At 63.9% G+C, this 20,852-nt stretch carries 22 protein-coding genes; 12 read left to right on the top strand and 10 right to left on the bottom strand.

Annotation, left to right across the window (positions count from 1 at the left end; genetic code table 11):
* The first annotated feature begins 120 nt into the window (after window positions 1–120).
* A complete protein-coding gene (locus tag J4F42_10430; protein ID MCE2485916.1) occupies window positions 121–996 on the top strand; it encodes a TraB/GumN family protein in 876 nt (291 codons plus the stop codon).
* Between the two features lie 11 nt (window positions 997–1,007).
* Here the strand turns inward: J4F42_10430 and J4F42_10425 are convergent, their stop codons facing one another.
* Window positions 1,008–1,817: an enoyl-CoA hydratase/isomerase family protein gene (locus tag J4F42_10425; GenBank protein ID MCE2485915.1), complete on the bottom strand. Its 810-nt coding sequence runs from the start codon at window positions 1,815–1,817 to the stop codon at window positions 1,008–1,010.
* 168 nt (window positions 1,818–1,985) lie between these two features.
* On the opposite strand from J4F42_10425, the gene J4F42_10420 reads away from it, so the two are divergent.
* The 5 genes from J4F42_10420 to J4F42_10400 all read left to right on the top strand — a co-directional run bounded on the left by J4F42_10420 (window position 1,986) and on the right by J4F42_10400 (window position 5,068).
* A complete protein-coding gene (locus J4F42_10420; protein ID MCE2485914.1) occupies window positions 1,986–2,339 on the top strand; it encodes a hypothetical protein in 354 nt (117 codons plus the stop codon).
* On the top strand, window positions 2,324–2,677 hold the full coding sequence (locus tag J4F42_10415; GenBank protein MCE2485913.1) for a dienelactone hydrolase family protein: 354 nt from the start codon (window positions 2,324–2,326) through the stop codon (window positions 2,675–2,677). The genes J4F42_10420 and J4F42_10415 overlap by 16 nt, the downstream gene beginning before the upstream one ends.
* A gap of 50 nt (window positions 2,678–2,727) precedes the next feature.
* Window positions 2,728–3,705: an arsenosugar biosynthesis radical SAM protein ArsS gene (gene arsS / locus J4F42_10410; GenBank protein MCE2485912.1), complete on the top strand. Its 978-nt coding sequence runs from the start codon at window positions 2,728–2,730 to the stop codon at window positions 3,703–3,705.
* A gap of 24 nt (window positions 3,706–3,729) precedes the next feature.
* Window positions 3,730–4,782, top strand: a complete 1,053-nt coding sequence (locus J4F42_10405; protein ID MCE2485911.1) for an LLM class flavin-dependent oxidoreductase — start codon at window positions 3,730–3,732, stop codon at window positions 4,780–4,782.
* A gap of 94 nt (window positions 4,783–4,876) precedes the next feature.
* Window positions 4,877–5,068, top strand: coding sequence for a type II toxin-antitoxin system HicB family antitoxin (locus J4F42_10400; GenBank protein ID MCE2485910.1), 192 nt, complete (start codon window positions 4,877–4,879; stop codon window positions 5,066–5,068).
* 210 nt (window positions 5,069–5,278) lie between these two features.
* Here the strand turns inward: J4F42_10400 and J4F42_10395 are convergent, their stop codons facing one another.
* The 4 genes from J4F42_10395 to J4F42_10380 are packed head-to-tail and all read right to left on the bottom strand — an operon-like array spanning window position 5,279 to window position 9,427.
* Window positions 5,279–7,150, bottom strand: coding sequence for an oligopeptide transporter, OPT family (locus J4F42_10395; protein MCE2485909.1), 1,872 nt, complete (start codon window positions 7,148–7,150; stop codon window positions 5,279–5,281).
* 11 nt (window positions 7,151–7,161) lie between these two features.
* Window positions 7,162–7,971: a class I SAM-dependent methyltransferase gene (locus J4F42_10390; protein MCE2485908.1), complete on the bottom strand. Its 810-nt coding sequence runs from the start codon at window positions 7,969–7,971 to the stop codon at window positions 7,162–7,164.
* Window positions 7,971–8,282, bottom strand: a complete 312-nt coding sequence (locus J4F42_10385) for a hypothetical protein (protein MCE2485907.1) — start codon at window positions 8,280–8,282, stop codon at window positions 7,971–7,973. The genes J4F42_10390 and J4F42_10385 overlap by 1 nt, the downstream gene beginning before the upstream one ends.
* The gene (locus J4F42_10380; protein ID MCE2485906.1) at window positions 8,279–9,427 is read right to left on the bottom strand and encodes an aromatic ring-hydroxylating dioxygenase subunit alpha; all 1,149 of its coding nucleotides are present in this window, start codon (window positions 9,425–9,427) and stop codon (window positions 8,279–8,281) included. Before J4F42_10380 ends, J4F42_10385 begins: the two co-directional genes overlap by 4 nt.
* A 210-nt stretch (window positions 9,428–9,637) precedes the next feature.
* On the opposite strand from J4F42_10380, the gene J4F42_10375 reads away from it, so the two are divergent.
* From J4F42_10375 to J4F42_10365, 3 genes are all read left to right on the top strand, one after another.
* A complete protein-coding gene (locus tag J4F42_10375; protein MCE2485905.1) occupies window positions 9,638–11,380 on the top strand; it encodes a hypothetical protein in 1,743 nt (580 codons plus the stop codon).
* Between the two features lie 61 nt (window positions 11,381–11,441).
* Window positions 11,442–11,708: a UPF0175 family protein gene (locus J4F42_10370; GenBank protein MCE2485904.1), complete on the top strand. Its 267-nt coding sequence runs from the start codon at window positions 11,442–11,444 to the stop codon at window positions 11,706–11,708.
* Between the two features lie 109 nt (window positions 11,709–11,817).
* Entirely contained in the window at window positions 11,818–12,714 is an 897-nt protein-coding gene (locus J4F42_10365; GenBank protein MCE2485903.1) for an HNH endonuclease, read from the top strand.
* Window positions 12,715–12,903: 189 nt separating this feature from the next.
* On the opposite strand, the gene J4F42_10360 is transcribed toward J4F42_10365, so the two are convergent.
* From J4F42_10360 to J4F42_10350, 3 genes are all read right to left on the bottom strand, one after another.
* Window positions 12,904–13,608 (bottom strand): US12 family protein, encoded by a 705-nt coding sequence (locus J4F42_10360; protein MCE2485902.1) that lies wholly within the window; start codon window positions 13,606–13,608, stop codon window positions 12,904–12,906.
* Between the two features lie 60 nt (window positions 13,609–13,668).
* Window positions 13,669–14,595, bottom strand: a complete 927-nt coding sequence (locus J4F42_10355; protein MCE2485901.1) for an alpha/beta hydrolase — start codon at window positions 14,593–14,595, stop codon at window positions 13,669–13,671.
* An 88-nt stretch (window positions 14,596–14,683) separates the two neighbouring features.
* Window positions 14,684–15,436, bottom strand: a complete 753-nt coding sequence (locus J4F42_10350) for a DUF1028 domain-containing protein (GenBank protein MCE2485900.1) — start codon at window positions 15,434–15,436, stop codon at window positions 14,684–14,686.
* 50 nt (window positions 15,437–15,486) lie between these two features.
* Here J4F42_10350 and J4F42_10345 point away from each other — a divergent pair, with 50 nt between their 5' ends.
* Window positions 15,487–17,181: a hydantoinase B/oxoprolinase family protein gene (locus J4F42_10345; protein MCE2485899.1), complete on the top strand. Its 1,695-nt coding sequence runs from the start codon at window positions 15,487–15,489 to the stop codon at window positions 17,179–17,181.
* Window positions 17,182–17,200: 19 nt separating this feature from the next.
* On the opposite strand, the gene J4F42_10340 is transcribed toward J4F42_10345, so the two are convergent.
* Complete coding sequence (locus J4F42_10340; GenBank protein MCE2485898.1) at window positions 17,201–17,623, bottom strand: hypothetical protein; 423 nt, start codon at window positions 17,621–17,623, stop codon at window positions 17,201–17,203.
* 106 nt (window positions 17,624–17,729) lie between these two features.
* Here J4F42_10340 and J4F42_10335 point away from each other — a divergent pair, with 106 nt between their 5' ends.
* The gene (locus J4F42_10335) at window positions 17,730–18,896 is read left to right on the top strand and encodes a hypothetical protein (protein MCE2485897.1); all 1,167 of its coding nucleotides are present in this window, start codon (window positions 17,730–17,732) and stop codon (window positions 18,894–18,896) included.
* Here the strand turns inward: J4F42_10335 and J4F42_10330 are convergent.
* On the bottom strand, window positions 18,860–19,813 hold the full coding sequence (locus J4F42_10330; GenBank protein MCE2485896.1) for a hypothetical protein: 954 nt from the start codon (window positions 19,811–19,813) through the stop codon (window positions 18,860–18,862). The genes J4F42_10335 and J4F42_10330 overlap by 37 nt on opposite strands.
* A 131-nt stretch (window positions 19,814–19,944) precedes the next feature.
* On the opposite strand from J4F42_10330, the gene J4F42_10325 reads away from it, so the two are divergent.
* Complete coding sequence (locus J4F42_10325) at window positions 19,945–20,850, top strand: DUF58 domain-containing protein (protein ID MCE2485895.1); 906 nt, start codon at window positions 19,945–19,947, stop codon at window positions 20,848–20,850.
* The last annotated feature ends 2 nt before the right edge of the window (window positions 20,851–20,852 follow it).

The following is a 20,852-nucleotide window of genomic DNA, read 5'->3' as shown; positions in this document are numbered from 1 at the left end:
TACCGGGTGGCCGACACCCCCCAGACCGCCCTCGAGCTGATCGAAACAGCCTGAGCAGTGGGTCCGTCTGCTGCGGAGGACGCTACGCGACTGTTCTGCCAGTTGATTCTTGCTCCGGCGATGTGCCTGCTGCTCACCCGCCCGGCCTTGGCCCAGACTCCGCCCGGGGAGTCCGCGCCGACCCGGGCGCATTTTGACCGCGGCCTGTTGTGGAAGATCGGCACCGGCAGTCCCCGGCCGAGCTATGTGTTTGGCACAATCCATTCCGCCGACCCGCGCGTTGTCCGGCTCCCGTCCGAAGTGCAGGCCGCCTTTGACGAGAGCGAGCATTTTTGTATGGAACTCGTGCTCGATGCGCGGGCGTCGTCCGTCCTGGCCCAGCGCATGGTCTTAGCCCAGGGACAAAGCCTGCGAGCCGTGCTTGGCGAGACGCTGTTCGACGCCACCGTGCCGGTGATGGCGGAACGCGGCGTGCCCGAACCGGCTCTGCTGCGCCTCAAACCCTGGGCGGTGGTCATGCTGTTGAGCGGTCCACGGCAAACGACGGGCCAGGTCCTGGACCTCCGCCTGCACGAACGCGCACGGCAACAGGGAAAGTCCACCTGTGGTCTGGAAACGGTCGAGGAGCAGGTGGCGGTTTTTGATACCGCGCCTGTTGCCGAGCAGGTGATCCTGCTGCGCGATAGCGTCACCCGCTATACTCAGCAGTCCGCCCTACTGCCCCGCCTGATTGAGCGCTACCTGGCCCGCGATCTGGCCGGGCTGGTCAGCCTCAGCCAGCAGAGCGGTCCGACCGATGCGGCGGTCAAGCGTGTCGTGGACGGGTTCATGCAGCGGCTGCTGGCCCAGCGCAATCCGCGCCTGCTGGAGCGCATGGACGCCCTCATCCGTGGCGGCGGGGCGTTCATCGCCGTTGGCGCCCTGCACCTGCCGGGCGAGCAGGGCGTGTTGCGGCTCCTGCACCAACACGGCTATACGCTCGAAGCCATATACTGAGGGGATACGGTCTAGCGGCCCTGGAACTGCGGCTTGCGCTTCTCCACAAACGCGCGGGTGGCCTCTTTGTGATCTTCGGTCGTCATGGTGATCATCTCATAGGCGAGCGAGGCATCGAGGATGAGGTTGACCTGATCTTTGAGCCACTTGTTCACCGAGAGTTTGCTCCAGCGGATAGCCCAGGTCGGCCCGTCGGCCAGTTCTTGGGCCAGGGCTCGCGCCTTTGGCATGACCTCCTCGGCCGGCACGGCATAGTTCACCAGGCCCATCTTGGCCGCCTCGCTGCCGTTGACCAGATGCCCGCGCATGAGGAACTCCTTGGCCCGCGCCGGACCGATCAGCAGCGGCCAGATCACCGCCCCGCCGTCACCGGCCACAATACCGACCCGGGCGTGCGGATCGCCAAAGCGGGCTTTCTCCGAGGCGACAATAACGTCACAGAACAGGGCGATGGTCGCCCCCAGTCCGACCGCATCGCCGTTGATGGCGCCAATAATCGGTTGTTCGACCTCCAGCAGGTTCTGGATCAGCCGTTTCCCGCCGGCCGGATTCAGGCGAAAGCGTTTCGCCTGCCCGCTCTGTCCGTCCGATCTGGAGGCCATGCCCTTGACATCGCCGCCGGCACAAAAGGCTCTGCCGGCACCGGTCAGCAGAATGGCGTTGACCTCCGGGTCGTCGGCCACATCGAGCCAGATGCGCTCAAGCTCGTTGTGGAGCTGGGGATTCACGGCGTTAAGCGAGTCCGGGCGGTTGAGGGTCAGGATGGCCAGCTTATCGGCCTTTTCGATCGTGATGCACTCATAGCGGCTGTAGTCTGTCATCGGGGTTCCCTCCTTATGTTCCTCGGCGTTCATTGTCGCCGGCATAGCAGGAGGACGTGTCCGAAACAAGGAAAAGCGAGGGCTGCGGGCGACACCTGGAGCCTCTTGAGATGCCATCAGCACAAGTGATACACCCCTGGCAATCTGACAGGAGCGGACTCTACGCCAATGGCGCAATCTCCACGCCCGACCACGCGTTCACTCCGATTCCTGGCCAGCCCAAAAGCGGGCCGGGTGTCTGCCGTGCTGGTTCGTCCGCCGGCCGCGCGGTGTCTGCTCGTATTCGCCCACGGGGCTGGAGCCGGGATGCACCACGCCTTCATGCAGGCCAGCGCCGCCCAACTCGCCCAGTGTGGCATTGCCAGCTTCCGCTATCAGTTTCCGTATATGGAGCAGGGCGGCAAGCGTCCGAACCCCGGTCCGGTTCGCTCGAAACGGTCCGCTCGGCCATCGCTGCGGCAAACAAGGCGGCCGGCGACCTGCCGCTGTTCGCCGGCGGAAAGTCGATGGGCGGCCGCATGACCTCGCTGGCCATGGCCCAGGAAGCGCTGCCCGGTGTCCGGGGACTGATCTTTTTCGGCTTTCCGCTCCACGCCGCCGGCCGGCCGGCGGCCGAGCGTGGCGAGCATCTGACCGACATCCATACCCCGATGCTCTTCCTGCAGGGCACGCGCGATACGCTGGCCGACCTGGCCCTGCTGCGCCCCCTGCTGCGTCGCCTGGGAAGACGGGCCAGCCTGCACGTCGTCGAGGGCGGCGACCACTCTTTCCACGTGCTCAAGCGCTCGGGCCGCACCGATGCGCAGGTGCTGGAAGAGCTGGGACACACAGTGCGGAGCTGGACAGCGCGGCGGCGCTGAGCTTTGAGCCCGACTACCCAAAAGCCGGGAACTGCTCTATGATTTTCGGTATGCCAAGCCCAATTCCTTCTTTTGCCTCACGGGCGTGTCAGACGGGTGGCCAGCTGCGCCGGACACGTATTGAGAGCGTGCAGATCAATGTGGGCAAGCTGTGCAATCAGGCCTGCCTGCACTGTCACGTTGACGCCGGTCCCAAGCGAACCGAGATCATGGATCGTTCAACAATCGACCTGGCGCTGGAGCTGGTTCGCGCGGCCGGTGCGCACACGGTCGATATTACGGGCGGCGCACCCGAGCTGAACCCGTCGTTTCGGTATGCGGTCAAAACCCTGCGCGACGTCGGACGCCGGGTCATTGACCGCTGTAACCTGACGGTCCTGTTCGAGCCCGGCCAGGAAGACCTGGCCGAGTTTCTGGCCCGGATGGGCGTCGAAATCATCGCCAGCCTGCCGTGCTACTCCGAAGAGAACGTGACCAAACAGCGCGGTCAGGGGGTGTACGACAAGTCGATTCAGGCCCTGCGGACGCTGAACGCCCTGGGCTACGGCCGGGACGACTCGGAGCTGAGGCTGACCCTCGTCTACAACCCGGTCGGACCCCATCTGCCTCCTCCGCAACACCAGCTGCAAGCAGACTACACGCGCGAGTTGGGCACGCGTTTCGGTCTGGTCTTCAACCAGCTGTACACCATCACCAATATGCCGATTGCCCGCTTTGCCCACAGTCTGGAGCGCGACGGCCAGCTCGAGGCCTATATGCAGCTGCTGGTCGAGGCGTTCAACCCGGCCACCCTGGACGACCTGATGTGCCGCTCTCAGGTCAGCGTGTCGTGGGACGGCTTTGTGTACGACTGCGACTTCAACCAGATGCTCGACCTGCGCCTCGGCCACGACACACCCCTGCGCCTGGGGGAGCAGTCGGCCGACGATCTCGTTCGGGCGCTGGAACACCGGGCCATTGTGGTCGGCTCGCATTGCTACGGCTGCACGGCCGGGGCGGGCAGTTCGTGCGGGGGAGCCTTATCCTAGAGACTATAGACGAAGGAGCCAACAATGGATTTCGGAGTGATTTTTCTCTCCCATGTTGAGAGCTACAAACATGTGGCGCTGGCCGAGAGCCAGGGCTTCAGCCACGCCTGGTTCGGTGATTCGCAGATGGTCTGGGCCGATGTCTACCAGTGCATGGCCTTGTGCGCGGCCAACACGACGACGATCAAGCTGGGCACCAACGTCACCAATCCCAGCTCGCGTATCGCCCCGGTCACGGCCGGCAACTTTGCGACCCTGAATGTGCTCGCCCCAGGCCGGCTCATTCTGGGCATCGGCACCGGCAACACCTCGCGACGGACGCTGGGCATGCCGGCGGCCAGGCTGGCCGAGATGCGGACCCATATCGACGTGTGCCGCGGCCTGCTGCGCGGGGAGACCGTCCCGTATCAGGAGGGTGAGCGGCAGCGCATGATCCGCTTCCTCAATCCCGACGAGGGCTTCATCAATCTGGTCGATCCCATCCCGGTGTATGTGGCCGGCAGCGGACCCAAGACGCTGGAGCTGGCCGGGGAAATCGGCGACGGGGTGATCCTGTTCGGGACGGTCGGCGACAGTCTGCTCAAGTACACCCTGAGCCATATCCGGCGCGGCGCCGAACGGGCCGGCAAACGCCTGGAGGACTTGTACATCCTGGTCCTCACCGCCCTGCACTTTACCAAGCCCGGCGAGAGCCTGGCCGACCTCCAGCGTGCGGTCGGGCCGCTGGTCGTCTCGGAGTGCAACATCTTTGCCCTGTCGGTGACCGACCCCTACCAGTTGCCGGGCGACATCCGGGATGAGCTGATGGGTTTTAAGGCCGCCTACCGGACGCCGACCGCTCCGGTCGAGACCCGCCATCTGGACCTGTACACCGGCTATTGCGCCGAGTTCAAACCCGAGCACGAGTCGCTGGTCACCGAACGGATGATCAAGGAGACGACCCTGACCGGCACGCCGGAGGAGATTCAGGAGCGCATCCGCAGCATGGAGGCGCTGGGGGTGAAGCAGGTGGCGATTGCGGCCAACGTCTCCGAAATGACCGATTTTGCTACCCAGGTCGTCCAGCATTCCGCCTGACCTGAGCCGGCTAATGCACAAAGACCGTTCTGGGGCGTGCCCACACTATCGGAGCGCCGCCCTGGAATTCAGACGCCAAGGAGGCCGGCCGCCTATGCAGACAACAAAATTTGTGTACTGGGAAGAAGATGGGGCGTGGCTTGGCTACCTGCAAGACTACCCCGATTATTGGACCCAGGGCGAAACCTTGGACGATCTCAAGGACCACCTGCGGGACTTGTATGCCGACCTGACAAGTAGAGAGCTGACCGGCATTCGTAAGGTAGACGAATTGGTGCTGGCGTGAAGCGCACCGCGCTGATTAGAACGCTCCAAGGATTCGGCTGCATCCTCGTGCGGCACGGTGGGAAGCACGACTGGTACCGCAACCCGAACACGGGGGTCTCTCAGCCCATTCCTCGCCATTGAGAAATCAAGGAAAGTCTTGCCAAGCATATTATGAAACAGCTGAGCAATCCCTCATGAATCCATTATTACGTCTTTGGGCTCTTCCTCATCATTCTGAGGGCCGCGCCCGCCGATAAAAGAACGCCAGCGTAAACACCACCGCCCCGAAGGTCAGGAGCGTCATCAGTCCGTCCGGCAGCCCGAGCGATAGGCGGGGAATGCCGATGCTGGCCAGCAGGGCCAGCCCGACTCCCATCAGGGCCTCACCGGCGATGGCCCCGGACGCCAGCAGGACGCCGGGCTGAACGGGTCGGGTCCGCTCGGTCGTCCCGGTGGTGAGCAGGAAGGCCACAATCCCGCCGACCAGAATCGGCACCGACAGCCCGAACGGCAGATACATGCCGACGGCGATCGGCATCAGGTGAGCCCGAAAGGTCGTACCCCGCAGCTGCAAAGCCCGGTCCACGATCAGAATACCGACGCCCAGGCCGGCTCCCAGGCCGACCAGCGGCCACGGCAGCTGGCCGTCACCGAAAAAGCCGCGGGCCAGGCTGGCAAACAGCTGGGCCTGGGGAGCGGCCAGCTCTTTGCCGCCGATACCGCCCGGGGTGTAGTCGTGCAACAGCTGCAAGACGGGAGCCATGACCAGCGCCGCGACCGCCACACCGGCAATCTGCATGAGCTGTTGGCGCCGCGGGCTGGCTCCCACCAGCTGACCCGTCTTGAGGTCATTACACACATCACCGGCTGTGCAGGCCGTACAACACACGATCGCCGCCACCCCCAGGGTCGCCAGCATGCCGGTCGTGCCGCTGAAGCCGAACACGAACAGCAGCCCGCCGGTAAACAGCACGGCGGTAATCGTCATGCCCGAAACCGGACTGTTGGAGTTGCCGACCAGCCCCACAATGTAGCTCGCCACTGCGGTGAAGAAGAAGGCCATGACCAGCATGATCAGTGTGGTCAGCAGGCTGACGCCGAGCTGGCCGGTAAGGACGGTGTACAGCCCGCCGATCAGCGCGACGCACACCAGGCCGAGCGCGAGGATAGCGCCGAAGGAGAGATCACGTTCGCTTGCCGCCTCCGGCTGATCGGTCTGCGACCGAGCGAGCCCGCCGGTCCCGAACAGCACCCGCAGAGCCTCGACCAGGCCGTGGCGCACCTGGGCGATGGCCGCGATGCCGCCGACCACCATGGCGCCAACCCCGACATACCGGACCTGACTCGACCAGACCGCATACGCGCCCTCAATCGGACTGTCGAGCAGCTGCGGAGAAGCGCCCAGAATTGGCAGGATGACCAGCCAGCCCAGGGCGCCGCCGATGAAGACGAGCAGGGCGATATTGAGCTGAACAATCATGCCCACTCCCAGCAGGGCGACCGAAATGTCCCCACCCACATAGAAGATGCGCTGGCCCAGCACGACCGCCCCCTCCAGGCTGCCCTTGAGTAGACCGACAAAGCTGATCAGCAGCTTGCCGACCAAGCCGAACACGGCGCCGTGGATGACCGCCCGGGCGTCGTCCGCGCCGCGCTGCCCGGCGCGCAGCACGGCCGCACAGGCCACGCCTTCGGGAAACTTCAGGGTTGGATTCTGGGGCACGACAAAGACACGCCGGAGCGGAATCATCAGCAGGACGCCCAGCAGTCCGCCGCTCAGGGCGATGAGCGTGGTGAGGACGACGTCGAAGCGTTGCCACACCCCGATCAGAACCAGGGCCGGCATGGTAAAGATAATCCCGGCGGCCAGCGACTCCCCGGCCGAGGCGGCCGTCTGGGCCTGGTTGGCTTCGAGAATCGTCCCGCCACGCAGCACGACCCGCAGGATCAGCATGGCCAGCACCGCAGCCGGGATAGAAGCCGAGACGGTCATGCCGACTCTCAGCCCCAGGTAGACGTTGGCCGCGCCCATGACGACCGACAAGACCAGACCGAGGAGGACGGTTCGCAGGGTCAGTTCAGATACGTCGGATGTTTGCATGCTCTCTCCGATCACAGGCGCGCGGCCCGTTTTTGCAGCACAAAGCGGGTCGTTTGAATGCGCACCTCGGCGTTTGCCCGCGCCCGCGCAGTCCGCAACACCACAGCCCGCCGGGACTCGGACAAGCCGGCCAGAAAATCCGGTGCCATAGCCGTAAAGTCCAGAAAAAAGCCGAGCGGCAGGCGGTCTGTGTCGGTCTGGGTGTGCAGCATGTCCAGGCCTGCCCGTTGGCCGGCCCGGCTGAAGCCGTGGCGGGTCCGTATGCGCGGTTGGCTTGGGGCGGGCAGGGCGGCCGCTTCCCCCAGCTCAGCCATGGCCTGTTCGAGCAGGGCGCGCCAGCGCGGGCCGGGGTCGATATGCGCCGTAGGCTCCCACGAGTGCCACCACAGGTTGAAAATAAACAGCCCGCCGGGTTTGAGCACCCGGGCAACGCTGGGAAAGACTTCCGTCTCGTCAACAAGATGGACGGCCGCGCTGCATAACACCGCCTCGGCTCGGATCGGCACCCGATCCAGTTCGGCGGCCGACACCCGGGCGTGACCGATGCTGCGGCGGCCGATGCGCCGGACGGCCAGCTCCAGCATGGCCTCGGCCGGCTCGACCAGATAGACCTGGGCCTGCGGGTGACGGTGCAGCAGACGGGCGCTCAGCAGCCCGGCTCCTGCGGCCAGGTCAATAAGCGGACCCTCAACCGGCGACGGCAACAGGTCGATCAGACGCTCGGCCAGCCGGCCAAAGATTGACCAGCGTTCGGTCAGCTCCTGGTAGGCGCGGGCGCGTTCCTGCCAGGAGTCAATAATCTGCTGCTCTCGGCTGTCCATCACGGCATGAAAACACAATCTATGCCGTCGAGGAGCATATGGATCAAGAGGCCGACTCCCACGATCCGTGAGGCCGGGATGAGCGCCAGGATGCAGTAGACGCCAATCGCCACGTCGGAGTGGAGCGGATGAAAGCCGATGCCACACCGGTCCGGGTCGTAGATCGGCGTGGCCAGCAGATGGTCGAGGTCAATGACCATGGTCAGCAGCATGATCAGCCAGGCCCGCAGCCAGCGGTCGGCAAAAGCCAGCCGGGCGACCGCGCCGGGAACGAGGACGTGGAGGATGAGGTGGAGGATGGGGCGGCTCATGCAAAGGTCCGCTCCAGGTAGTAGTTCATCACATGGTGTACGGCAATCTCATACTTGGACATAGGGCCCGGCTGGTAGGCGCGAGACTTGAAGCCTTTCTGGAGAGATTGCACCATGCTCCGGTCTTCTTCCAACACCAGAGTGACAAAATCCTCATAGACTTTCACCCGCTGTCTAAAGTCGGGCAGGCTGAAGTGCTGTTTTGGCAGCAGCATATGGAATGTGATCATGCTGCGTTCGACCCCCAGCGGCCATGTTGTCGTAAAATTTATATTGTCCTGTCGCAAACCGAAATTCATATTCGGACGCTGATGGCTCGTATAGCCGTATTCGAGGGCCTGCCCCGACAGCCACGGCATGTTGCCAAAGCGCGACTTGCCGTCGGGCGTCAGAGGGCTGTTTCCCTTGAAAAGACCGTTATAGCCCCCCGTTGTCAGTCGAAACTCGTACGCCTCAACCGGCTGGTGGGGACCCAGGGAAGAGCCGTGCAGCGCGGCAAGATGATAGATATCGACCAGATTTTCGGCGGTGGCTTTCCAGTTACACTCGTATTCCAGGACAAACTTGGTCGCCAGTCGCAATTCTTCGGGTCGGTAGGGGGCGAGTGTCTCGGTGAAGTCGCCTAAAAATTCCATCAAGTCGCAGCTGTCAGGGTCAAAGTTTATGAAAATGAACCCACCCCAGGTGTCCGCTTTCAGGGGAACTAAGCCGTAGTCGGACAGCTTGAAATTCTCGATTTCTTGCGTAAAAGGCGCACCTTTCAACCGGCCTTTAAGGTCGTAGGTCCACGCGTGATAGGGGCATTGGAAGCTTTTTGTGTTCCCCTGCCCGATGGCAACCTCCGTCCCCCGGTGACGGCAGACGTTGTAGAAGGCATTGATTGATCTCTCCTCATCCCGGCACACTATAATTGGTTCATCTCCTACTCGCAGCGTGAGATAGTCCCCGGACTGCGCTAACTCCTCAACCCTGCCAACACACAGCCAGTCGGCCTGAAAGATTCGCTCCTGTTCCAATTTATAGGTGTGAGGCGAAGTGTAAAAATCCCCAGGCAGATGATGCGCTTGCAGTAGGGGAGCCCTCGTCTTCGCAACGGCAGTGGCGAACAGGGCCTCGTTGTTGTGTGGGGGGTGTGATGCTGCCATGTTCACTTCCTTGGTGTCGGGTTTCAGCGGACACCTGCTGGGCGACCAGGGGGAGAGGTTCAGGAGTTCCTTTTCTTTGATCCAGTGCGGCCGTTTTATGTCCGTCATGCGATACGGTCAACTCCGCTTTGACAATCCACTCAAACCGGAGAGCTGTCTCTTCTCCTGCATCGTACGCTCACGATCTCTGGCGTGTGATATGCTCGGCCCATGACGTTGGCCCGCTCTCCGTTTGCCGATCCCAGGCGCTGGACAGGCTGTGGTGTGGCCTGGGCGCTGAGCTGTGGCCTGCTGCTCGCCCTGCCCGCACCGGACCCGGAAGCCGGCGTCGGCCAGTGGTACTCTGTCCTGCCGCCCCTGCTGGCCATCCTGCTGGCGATCTTTTTCCAGCACCTGTTTGTCTCGCTCGGCGCGGCCGTTGTGTTGGGCGCCTTTTTGGCCTACGGCCCGCTGCCGTGGATTGCCCTGCCGCGAGGCTTTGAGACGTTTATCTGGGCCAACCTGAGCAGCGGGTTCAATCTCTCCATCCTGGCCTTTACCCTGACCCTGATCGGCATGGTGCAGATCGTGAGCCGCAGCGGAGCAGCCCAGGCGCTGGTCCAGGCCCTGTTTGGAGCGGCCAGGAGTGGCCGGACGACCCGGCTCGGCACTGCCCTGGCGGGGGTGGTCTTTTTCTTCGATGACTATGCCAACTCGGTGGTGCTCGGCACGACCATGCGGCCGATGACCGACCGCTGGCGGATTTCGCGCGAGAAACTGGCCTATGTGGTTGACTCGACCAGCGCGCCGGTTGCCGGGCTGGCGTTGATCTCGACCTGGATCGCCTACGAGGTCGGGCTGCTCAACGATATTGCGGCCGACCTGAATCTGGGGCTGGACGGCTATGCCATCTTCCTGCTGCTGCTGCCGCTGCGTTTCTACTGCCTGACCACCCTCGTGTTCGTGGTGTGCAACGCGATCGTGGGCCGCGACTTTGGCCCGATGTATCGGGCCGAGGTGCGGGCGCTTCGGGACGGCAAAGTGCTGCGCGACGGCGCCCGGCTGCTCACCAGCCGGACGCTTGAGGACGCCCGGCCCGCCACACACAGGCTGCCGCCGTGGTCCCACGCGGTCTGGCCCGTGGCCGCCCTGGTTGTGGCCGCGGTGGGCGGGATGCTGTGGCTTGGGGCGGGGGCGATTGAGGCCGCCGGTGTGCCGTTTTCCGTTTTTGACCCCACGGTGTGGCGGCTCGCCTTTGGGGCGGTCGGCGGCTCGGCCGCCGGTTCGGGCCAGGTCCTGTTTATGGCCGCCCTGGTCGGGACGAGTCTGGCCCTCGGCCTTGCCGTGTCGCAGCGTTTCCTGACTCTGTCCGAGGGGCTCACGGCCTGGACCCGGGGCATCGCCCTGGTCTGGCCGGCGGTGCTGATTCTGATCCTGGCCTGGGCGATGAAGAGTATTGCCGACGTGTTGCACACCGACGTATTTCTGGCTGCCCTGCTCGGCGGGCGCGTCTCGCCCCTGTCCGTACCCCTGGTCACCTTCGGCCTGGCTGCGGGCATTGCCTTTGCCACCGGCACGAGTTGGGGGACGATGGGGATTGTGCTGCCGCTGGCCGTGCCGCTGGCCTACAGCCTGAGCGATGGACAGACGGCAGGACCGATTGTGTGGCTGACCGCAGCCGCGGTGCTTGACGGCGCGATTTTTGGCGATCACTGCTCGCCGATCAGCGATACCACGATCCTGTCGGCCACCGCCTCGGGCTGCGATCCGCTGGACCACGTCTGGACCCAGGCTCCATACGCGCTGACCTGTATGCTGCTGGCCGGCCTGGCCGGATACTGCGGGGTGGCCTGGGGACTCCCGGTCTGGGCCGCCTACGCGCTGCTGATGGGCGGAACGCTGGCCGTCCTGTTTGTGGCCGGCCGGCCCCTGCCCAGCCCGCCCAGCCACCTCAGTCGTCGCTCAGAGCCATGATGATACGTGGCACGGAAAGGCGCGTCCTGCTAGGCTCTCCTGCATCAGTCAGGAGCATACGATGATACGGTCCCTAACCATCGACTGCGGCGATGAGGTGCTGTTGGCACTCGGCCTGTCGCTGGAACAGTTCCGCGGAGAGACAAAGATTCTCATTGCGGTCAAGCTCTATGAGATGGGCCGACTATCCACCGGCGCAGCAGCACAGCTTGCCGGCGTACCCAAGCCGTTATTTCTGATGAAGCTAGCGGACTATAGTGTCGATACCTTCGACCTGTCGGACGAGGAGCTTCGACGGGGTATGACCAATGCCTGCCGTCATCTGTAATACGTCCGTGCTGCAATACCTGCACCAGATTGACCTGCTGGACCTGCTCCCTGCCCTCTTCGGGAAGGTGCAAATCCCCCATGCTGTCGTAGCGGATTGGTGAAGAACAATGTCCAATTTAGAAGACTACCTACGGATGTTCGATAATCTCAATGTTAAAGCTGGCAGAAAGCCGCACCAGCCCTGCCTACTTTTGACGGTGGTTGACCTTGTGGAGTCCAGCACCATCACGGATGGCATCGTTCAACTCAACCCCGCATTGAGAGAGACCTTTAGTGATTATTTTGTAATCGTAAAAGGGCCAGATGATAAAGACAGACCAGACAACCCCTTCCGCTATCTCGATAGTACGCCCTTCTGGACGCTCCAAGGCGAGGGTTATACGAAAGCTGAGATTGACTCCGAGCTTTTCAGATATATGCAAAGTTCTTCGGATCGCAAAACAATGAGAGAACGACTTATCCGCAAATGGTTCCCCGATCATCAACCGGTACTCAGCAAGAAAATCACCTTCCATCGCGAATCGAATAGCTACGAACGTGGGCTCCGAGAGACGGTTGCCGGCGTGCCTGCCGTCCACGAGGCGCCGCCCGCAGCTAAGGCGCGGGATCGGGCTTTTCGTCGCCTCGTTCTGGAAACCTACGACTATCGGTGTGCGGCTTCGGGCTGGCGCTTGATCATTCCAGAGAGTCATAAGAGTCGCATTCTCGTGGAAGCCGCCCACTTGATTCCGTACGCAGAGTCGCAGGACGACGACCCACGCAATGGTATCGCTCTGACACCGGATTTCCACTGGGCGCTGGACCAAGACGTTATCGCACCTGGACCAGATATGAAGTGGCACGTATCAGAGGTAGTTGATGGACGGATTGCGGACCATAAGCCTTTGCTTGATCTGAGAGGCCAGGATGTTATCACCCCGAATAAACAGAGTATGCGGCCTCGAAAAGATGCACTGGAGTACCGTCTGGAGCGTCTTCTTCGTAGGGCAGAGAACACTCGTTGAGAACGACGAAAGTTTGGAGCGAATTCCCCTTCAGTTTTGGCCGTTTCACGACCGACGAAGAAGTCGAGCGAGCGGCTGCTCTCGTTGTGGAGACGCTTGAATCTCTCGCCGGGGTATCGGCAGCGTGAGGGAGCCGGGCAGACCAAGCCTGTCTGCCCGGGCACGGATAGGCCGGAAGTGACGCTCGCCTCAGTCGTCGCCCAGGGCCATGAAGATCCGCAGGACATACCAGAACAACAGCGCCACCCCGGCAAACAGGGCCAGTGAGGCGGCCACGTGTTGATCCGGCCGGTAGTGGTGGATGATGTTTGAGGTGGTGTACAGGATCGAGCCGGCGGCGTAGGCGACCATGATGGTCGAGAAAAACAGGCCCAGGCTGAAGCCGAACAGGATGCTGACCAGAATGACGCCCAGGGCGATGAACCCCCCGATGGCCAGAATCCCGCGCAGGAAGGAAAAATCCTTGCGGGTGGTAAAGGCGACAAAGGTCAGCCCGCCAAACAGCACCAGCGTCATCAGGCCGGCCTTGGACAGCACCTCGGGCGAGCTGAAATTGACCGCCATATACAGCAGGGGCAGGAACAGCACCGCTTCGGCGACCACAAACAGCCCCAGGCCCAGATATTGCAGCTGTGGCGAGGCGTCCGACTGGGCCCAGCGGTCGGCCAGCCACGACACGCCCATGAAGGCGGCCAGGACGACCAGCCAGCCGTAGCCGCCGACCATCAGACCGACCAGGGCCGGCGCTCCGGACCACGACAGCAGGACGTTCTCGACGGCCAGAAAGCCCAGAACGGCAAACGCCAGATGGGTATAGGTACGGCGAATGAATTCCGAGCGGACCGTGGCCTCGGCGTAGGCGGCCGGGCGGGCGTAAGCGCGGGCAGTACTCATCGGCGGAACCCTCCTGTTACGAAGGTCTGAGCGGTCGGGGTAGGCCCCGACCCCGACCTCCTAGTTGGCAAACGCGGCCTTGAGCGCACCGCCGGCTTCGTCAATTGCCTTGCGGCAGGCATCGAAGGCAAACATGCTGAAAAAGCCGTGAATCATGCCGTCATAGCGCGAGGTGGTCACCTGCCCGCCGGCCTGTTTGAGCTTGTCGGCATACGCCTCGCCCTCGTCCCGCAGCGGATCGAATTCGGCCGTAATCACCAGCGCCGGCGGCGGGCTGTTGACGTATTTGGCCTGGAGCGGAGACGCGTACGGGCTGTTGCCGTCCGCTTCGCTGGCCAGATAGTGGTTCCAGAACCACTCCATGGACTCGACCGTCAGCAGATAGTCCTTGCCGTTCTGTTTGCACGACTCGGTATCAAAGGCATGGTTGGTGACCGGATAGATCAGGAGTTGGAAGGCCAGGGACGGCGCCCCGCGGTCGCCGGACATCAGGGCCACCGCTGCGGCCAGATTGCCGCCGGCGCTGTCCCCCCCAACGGCGACCCGGGTGGGGTCACCGCCATAGGCGGCGATGTTGAGGATCGTCCACTTGGTGGCCTCATAACAGTCGTCCGCGGCGGCCGGAAATTTATGTTCCGGCGCCAGGCGATAATCGACCGATACGGTGATGCAGTTGGCCGCGTTGCTCAGCGCCCGGCAGGTCGGATCGTGCGTCTCCAGGTCGCCGATGACCCAGCCGCCGCCGTGAAAGAAGACCAGGACCGGGAAGGGGCCCTGCCCCTCGGGCACATAGATGCGGATCGGCACGGGTCCGTTCGGAGTCGAGACGGTCCGATCTTCAACCCTGGAGACCGACTCGGGGGTTTCGGTCGCAAACAGCCCTTTGATGGCCTGTCGCGCTTCGGCAACGGGCAGTTCGTTCAGGCCCGGGGCGCCAGCGGCGGCCAGTTGATCGAGAAATGCTTTGGCTTGTGGGTCTAACGGCATAGTGTTCCTCCTTGCTGAGTGGCGTATGTGAACTCGCTCATGATTTTCTAGCCTGCCGATGCCCCTGGAGGCAAGTGGGGCGGGCGCGTCAGCGCTGTCCCGGCGTTTTGCGTAGTTTCGAGACCGGGCTCGGGTCGGCCGTGCCGAGCGGGTTGGTTCGGGTCGGCAGCGTCCCCAACCACGGGTAGAGCTGTTGCTGACACACCTCAAAGATGCGGCGCAGCTCGGGGACCGGCTGGCGGTGCTCGTCCACCCGCAGGCTGTGCGACGGATATGCCTCGGTGTCATACACCAGCAGGGCGGCCGACTGGCGACCGCGGTAGTCCCCGCCGGTGGCATCGCCGGCTTCCAGGGCTCTCAGCAGGCGTTCCGGCAGGGCCTCGTCACGGCTGGCTTCAAACGCCTCGACCATGGCCTCGACGGTGGTCGCATCGACCATCATATTGGCCGCCACCACATAGCCCGGGCCGACATGGTCGCCGTGCCAGGGAATGCAGTCCTGGCCGGTAAAGGCTGCGGCATTGCCGGTCCCGTCCACCACGCTCAGCTGCCGTCGCGCCCGACCCGGGTCGGCGGCGATCAGCTGGTCAAGCGCGCTGTGGGCCGTGTGGCCCTGTTCGAGCAGGGCCAGACCGTCAATTCCCAGATACGGGTTGGCGAAGGACTGCGAAGCAATCGCGCCCAGCCTGGGTTTGACAAAAGGACAGATGGCGCCTACCGCAGGAATGGCCGTGCACACCCCGACGCCCAGCATGCCGGTCCGTGGACAGCGGGCGGTAATGGAGAAGGTCGTCAGCACGAGGCGGTGTGCGGCAAGACCGTGCCTGTCGAAGCGTTGCATGGTGTCTCCTGTGGCAGAACGGTAGCCCTCAGCCTATAATACGTCAAGCTATGGACACCATCGATCCGATCTCTTTAGAGATTCTGTGGAACCGCCTGATCTCGATTGTCAACGAGCAGGCCACGGCTCTCCAGAACGCCTCGTTTACCACCGTGGTCCGTGAGGCCGGCGACCTGTCGGCCGGGGTGTTTGACACCCGGGGCAATATGATCGCCCAGGCTGTCACCGGCACGCCGGGCCATATCAACACCATGGCCCTGGCCGTGCGTCACTTTTTAAGCCACTACCCGTGGCAGCAACTCGAAGACGGCGACAGCCTGATCAGCAACGATCCGTGGCTGACCTCCGGCCACCTCAACGACTTCACCGTGGTGACCCCGATTTTTCGCCGCGGCCAGCCGGTCGCCCTGTTTGCCAACACCTGCCATGCGGTCGATGTGGGTGGCCGGATGCTGGGCGCCGACGCCCGCCAGGTGTTTGAAGAGGGCATTTATGTCCCGATCATGAAGCTCTTCCGCGCCGGGCAACCGAATGACGATCTGTTCCGTCTGGTCAAACAGAATGTGCGGGCGCCCGACCTGGTCGAGGGCGATCTGATGGCCCAGGTCGGCAGCAACGAGGTCGGCGGAGCCAAGCTCCTGGAGTTCATGGACGAGGCCGACCTGAGCGGGTTGGACGCCCTGTCGGACGCCATTCTGAATACCTCGGAAACGGCTATGCGGGAGGCGATTGGCGAGCTGCCGGACGGGACGTATTCACACGAGATTCGGATGGACGGCTTTGACGAGCCGATCGTTGTCAAGATTGCGGTGTGTATCGACGGCGCAGACCTGTCGGTCGATTTCAGCGGCACCTCGGCCCAGTGCGAGCGGGGGATCAACGTCCCGTTTGCCTACTGCGTGGCCTATACGACCTATCCCCTCAAATGCGCCATCTCGCCCGCCGTGCCGAACAACGAGGGCAGCTTTCGGCCGATTCATATCAGCGCCCCGCCGGGCTGCATCCTGAACTGTGAGTTTCCGGCCCCGGTCGGCGGGCGGCATATTATCGGCCACTTTCTTTCCACCGCCGTGTTTGGCGCGCTGTCACAGGCGGTGCCTGATCGCGTCCTGGCCGACGGCGCGGCCAATATCTGGATTACCCAGTTCACCGGCAAGGACGCGGCCGGCAAGAGCTTTACCTACGTCTTCTTCTCGTCCGGCGGCATGGGCGCGCGGCCGGATAAAGACGGCATCTCGGCCACCGCCTTTCCCAGCGGCATCCAGGGCGTACCGGCTGAAATCATCGAAAATGTCTCCCCGCTGCTCATGGAACAGCGCGCTCTGGTGCCGGATTCCGGCGGACCGGGCAGATACCGGGGCGGCCTGGGCCAGGAGATGGTCTTGTCGGTCCGCACGTCCGAGCCGGTCATTCACTCGGCCATGTATGACCGCACCAAATTTCCGGCCCTGGGCTATGGGGGCGGCAAGAACGGCGAGCTGGGCGATTTCCACCTATCGGACGGCAGCCGTCCCCATCCCAAGGCTCAGTACCGTCTGCTGCCCGACCAGAAAGTCACCCTGCGCTTGCCGGGCGGGGGCGGTTTCTACTCGCCCCTGGAACGCGACCCCGAACTGGTCCGCCAGGACGTGCGCGACGGCTATGTGTCCGTAGAGGCCGCCCGAGCAGAGTACGGCGTGGTGCTGGACGCCGAGGACGAGATCGACTGGCCACACACCCGGCGTTTGCGGGCCGAGCGATCGTGAAACAGGAAAACGCCGTGACTCAGGGCTCGGCCGCGACCTCGACCGACATCACCCATAACACCCCCGCCCCCGGCCGCAGCCAGCCCTCAAGCACGATGGCGCGCTCGCGCATGTCCGGCTGCTGCAAGACGCTCAGCAGGCGCTCTTCGGCCACGAAGCGCAGCCCCAGCGGGGACACCCGGCGCAGCTTCTCCTCGGCCCGGTAGGCCGGAATGACGGGTTCCACCCGGCTCACCCGAAACCGCCAGCGTTTGTCCGCGATCCGTACTCTGAGGACCGGAAATCCGGCGCCGCCGGCTTGATCGCCGGCCTCAAGCACCCCGGTCAGACGCACCAGCGGGGCGGGCGAAATGCCGGGGAACAGGGCTGAGCTGACTTGGGCCAGACCGGGTGTGGTCAGGAGGATGAGCCCCAGCACGACGAGACTGGTTTGACGCGGCATGGGTCTCATTCTCTGCCCAGCGTCACGGCCGGTCAATCTCGACAGGCCGGCCCCGCTCTCTTGACCCCCGTGTCCGGCCACGCTAAGCCAGAAGAGGAGGTGGGAGGTGGCGCAGGATATCCAAGATCTCAACCGACTCGTCCTGAGTATGGGGGAAAAATTCCAGGCCGAGATCGTCCGGCCGATCGGACCCAGCCCCAGCCGTCTGCCGGTCAAGCAGTCTTTTTCACTGGCGGTGACGGACGCCTTCTGGCGTTTTCCGCGTCTGGTGGGCGAGCGCAGGCCTAGCCCCGAGGCCATCGCCCGGCGGGGCCAGCGGCTGGGCGACACCGTTTCTCCTCTTTCGATTTGGATGCTGGGCTACTTCTTTCTGGTCGGGCGGGAGGTCGTTCTCGATGTGGCGGCTGAGGCTGCGTTCGCCCGCGAGGACGACAGCGCCGAAATCCTGGCCTTCTGGCGGCGCTTGAGCGCCGCGCACCGGGGCGACGGCCATCTCGACAATAGTGACGCGGGGCTGACTAACCGTTTTCTACCCAAGGCGCTGGTCGAGCAGCTGTATCAGGGCCTGGTACCGGTCGACCTGGAAATGCGTCGGCTGGCAGAGCAGTTTTGCGCGACCCTGGAGGCTTACCTGTTCGGCTTGAACGCGGAGGCGCAGCTGGGCATTGCCGACTCCGGCCCCTACCCGCTGAGCACCGACCGGCTGCTGATTGTACGGGACTTTTTCGACCTCAAGGGCCGTTTCTATCCGTGGCGGGAGACGGTGGCCGAGCTGCCATACGCCAGCTGCTCCCTGGCCTTTACCCTGGACCCCGGCGATTTTCAGAGCATCGGCATCCGTGACCGGGCGGCGCTGCTGACCTCGCCACGCGATTATCTCCAACGGCTGCGCGAGATTGCCCTGGTGACGCATGACAGCGGCCGGCCGCGCTTTTTGCCGTTTACCGAAATGGCGCGGTTGGTCCGCAGCATCAAAAAGCTCCAGCCGCGTCTGGACGGCTGGTTTGCCCGCTTGTCGCGCCACGACGCCATCATACAGGGGGCGAGACCCTGGGCCGTGCGGCCCTTGTCGGTGATTGGCCGGGCTGAAGACTGTTTTGACTGGCAGCCCGAGCCCGCGGCGCTGGGTTTGCTCCCGCTGTACGCCGACGACGATGCGCAGGCGGTGCGCTGGGCCAGCCACCGCTGCCTGGCCCCGGACCGACCGTCCTTCGTGCCGCTCGGCGGACAGATGTTTCAGCCTTCGTATGCGGTGGCCGGCAAGCGTGGATAAAAGTAGAGACGGGCCGGAATCCGGTCCCGTTCTTCGCTGAGCGTGTAGTAGCCCGTTCCGTCGGCCTTCCAGCCCAGGGCCTCGCCCTGGGGTTCGGGCTGGTAGGGGAGCGGAATGGGGCGGGCGGCCAGCGCCTCATGGACCGTCTGTCCGGGAGCCCGCGCCCAGTAGTACACCGCGCGATAGCTCTTGAGCAGGATCTCGGCCCCGGACGGGGCAATATCTCCGCCAACCAGCCAGTCCTCCGTCGAGGGCTGCTCCTCAAGGACTACAGTGGCGACCCGCTCAAGCGTTATTGGTGCACTGGTCGATTGGGGATAGGCGGCGCGGTAGACCCCCACCCCGGCTTCGCGTTTGGAGATGACGTACAGGTCTTTGGTGAGCGGGTCGACCAGCAGGGTCTCGGCGTCGCGCCGGCCGTCCGGGTAGCGGAAGGACAGCGTCTCAATAGTGGACAGGTGGTGGACGGCGGCCGGTCCGGCCTTGAGCTGGGGTTCGGGCAGGCGGTGGATATATTTCAGATCCCGGCGCGCCCGGTTATCGCCAATATCGCCGATGTACAGGTAGGACTGGCCGTCCTGCGGGCCCGGCCCGATGGCGATATCTTCCCAGTCGCGGTTGGTGACGCCGTCCAGCACATAGGTGCCGAGATGGCTGCCCCGGGAGCCGACGGCGAACACCTGGTTTGGCTGCCCGGAGTCATTATGCACCCACAGCACGTCCGGGTTTTTGCGGCTGGCCACAAGGCCCGAGGCTTCGCGGATAGGCGCGTGTTCGACCACGCCTCTGTCCACCCGGTGGCCGAACCGCGGGCTGTCGCCGGCCGCCCCGGCCGCCCACACGGCCAGGCTGAAAACAGATACCCCGATCAAAAAGGCACGTAGCGACGGCTGTCTGGGAGTGTACACGGTTAGCATACGTGTTTTATAGCGACGGTATTGGAATCCGGCTACTCTGGGCGATGCACGACGCCGGCCTAGCCCCGCCCGCTGGGTCTGGTAGGATCGGGACAGCCGTCGATGCGCTGTTTTCGTGCCTGCGAGAAGCTATGTTGCCCGCAGTTTTTACGCCCCAATTTCTGGCTCGACTGGAAACCCTCCAGCTTCGGTCGCGGCGCAAATTTGTCGGCAGTCGTCCGGGCCGGCATGCGTCGCCCCGGCGCGGGGCTGGCCTCGAATTTGCCGACTACCGTCCCTATACCCCGGGTGACGATCTGCGCTCCATTGACTGGAAGCTGTACTGCCGCACCGACCGCCACTACATCAAGCTCTTTCAGGAAGAAGAAGACCTGTACACCTCCCTGTTCCTCGACCTGAGCGCCTCAATGGCCCATCCGGCCGGCGATGCCAAGTATGCTGCGGCGCGTGATCTGACGCTGGCCCTAGCCTATATCGTGCTGGCCGGGGATGACGCGGTCAAACTGCACGCCCTGAGCAGCGCTGAGACCGAGCCGGCCACGCCGTTTTTTCGCGGTCGGCGGCGGTTTGTCCAGCTCCACGATTTTTTAGCCGACCTCCAGCCCCAGGGCCGGCTGCACCCCCCGACCGCCCTGGCGCGGCATTTGCACGCCCTGCACCGACCGGGCAAAGCCGTCTGGGTGTCGGATTTCCTCTTTCCCATGGACGTGTTCCACACCTCGCTCACCCTGCTGCGGGCGGCCAACTTCGACCTGGCGGTCGTCCAGGTGTTGGGCCGCACCGAGATTGACCCGCCACTGCGGCCGACCGGCGCGCGCTTTGTGGACAGCGAGGACGGCGGCTCGGCCCTGATCCGTTTTGATGCTCAGGCCAAACGGGCCTATGTCGAGCGCCTGGCGCGTCACAACCGGGAGCTGCGCAGTTCGTGCCATCAGGCCGGGGTGCGCTATGCGCAGTGTGTGGCCGGAGCGGAGGCGTCAGGCGCGGTGCAGGATTTCGTCCTGCGTGAACTGCCGGCCCTGGGCGTGCTGAGCTGAGG

It is taken from the genome of Desulfurellaceae bacterium, assembly GCA_021296095.1.
Taxonomy (GTDB): Bacteria; Desulfobacterota; Binatia; order Bin18; family Bin18; genus JAAXHF01.
This window is presented reverse-complemented; position numbering and strand designations above follow the sequence as displayed.

Bases quoted from the DNA above. Each gene is read 5' to 3' on its own strand.
- J4F42_10430 (MCE2485916.1), top strand. From the start codon at position 121: ATGTGCCTGCTGCTCACCCGCCCGGCCTTGGCCCAGACTCCGCCCGGG.
- J4F42_10425 (MCE2485915.1), bottom strand. From the start codon at position 1,817: ATGACAGACTACAGCCGCTATGAGTGCATCACGATCGAAAAGGCCGAT.
- J4F42_10420 (MCE2485914.1), top strand. From the start codon at position 1,986: ATGGCGCAATCTCCACGCCCGACCACGCGTTCACTCCGATTCCTGGCC.
- J4F42_10415 (MCE2485913.1), top strand. From the start codon at position 2,324: ATGGGCGGCCGCATGACCTCGCTGGCCATGGCCCAGGAAGCGCTGCCC.
- arsS (MCE2485912.1), top strand. From the start codon at position 2,728: ATGCCAAGCCCAATTCCTTCTTTTGCCTCACGGGCGTGTCAGACGGGT.
- J4F42_10405 (MCE2485911.1), top strand. From the start codon at position 3,730: ATGGATTTCGGAGTGATTTTTCTCTCCCATGTTGAGAGCTACAAACAT.
- J4F42_10400 (MCE2485910.1), top strand. From the start codon at position 4,877: ATGCAGACAACAAAATTTGTGTACTGGGAAGAAGATGGGGCGTGGCTT.
- J4F42_10395 (MCE2485909.1), bottom strand. From the start codon at position 7,150: ATGCAAACATCCGACGTATCTGAACTGACCCTGCGAACCGTCCTCCTC.
- J4F42_10390 (MCE2485908.1), bottom strand. From the start codon at position 7,971: ATGGACAGCCGAGAGCAGCAGATTATTGACTCCTGGCAGGAACGCGCC.
- J4F42_10385 (MCE2485907.1), bottom strand. From the start codon at position 8,282: ATGAGCCGCCCCATCCTCCACCTCATCCTCCACGTCCTCGTTCCCGGC.
- J4F42_10380 (MCE2485906.1), bottom strand. From the start codon at position 9,427: ATGGCAGCATCACACCCCCCACACAACAACGAGGCCCTGTTCGCCACT.
- J4F42_10375 (MCE2485905.1), top strand. From the start codon at position 9,638: ATGACGTTGGCCCGCTCTCCGTTTGCCGATCCCAGGCGCTGGACAGGC.
- J4F42_10370 (MCE2485904.1), top strand. From the start codon at position 11,442: ATGATACGGTCCCTAACCATCGACTGCGGCGATGAGGTGCTGTTGGCA.
- J4F42_10365 (MCE2485903.1), top strand. From the start codon at position 11,818: ATGTCCAATTTAGAAGACTACCTACGGATGTTCGATAATCTCAATGTT.
- J4F42_10360 (MCE2485902.1), bottom strand. From the start codon at position 13,608: ATGAGTACTGCCCGCGCTTACGCCCGCCCGGCCGCCTACGCCGAGGCC.
- J4F42_10355 (MCE2485901.1), bottom strand. From the start codon at position 14,595: ATGCCGTTAGACCCACAAGCCAAAGCATTTCTCGATCAACTGGCCGCC.
- J4F42_10350 (MCE2485900.1), bottom strand. From the start codon at position 15,436: ATGCAACGCTTCGACAGGCACGGTCTTGCCGCACACCGCCTCGTGCTG.
- J4F42_10345 (MCE2485899.1), top strand. From the start codon at position 15,487: ATGGACACCATCGATCCGATCTCTTTAGAGATTCTGTGGAACCGCCTG.
- J4F42_10340 (MCE2485898.1), bottom strand. From the start codon at position 17,623: ATGCCGCGTCAAACCAGTCTCGTCGTGCTGGGGCTCATCCTCCTGACC.
- J4F42_10330 (MCE2485896.1), bottom strand. From the start codon at position 19,813: ATGCTAACCGTGTACACTCCCAGACAGCCGTCGCTACGTGCCTTTTTG.
- J4F42_10325 (MCE2485895.1), top strand. From the start codon at position 19,945: ATGTTGCCCGCAGTTTTTACGCCCCAATTTCTGGCTCGACTGGAAACC.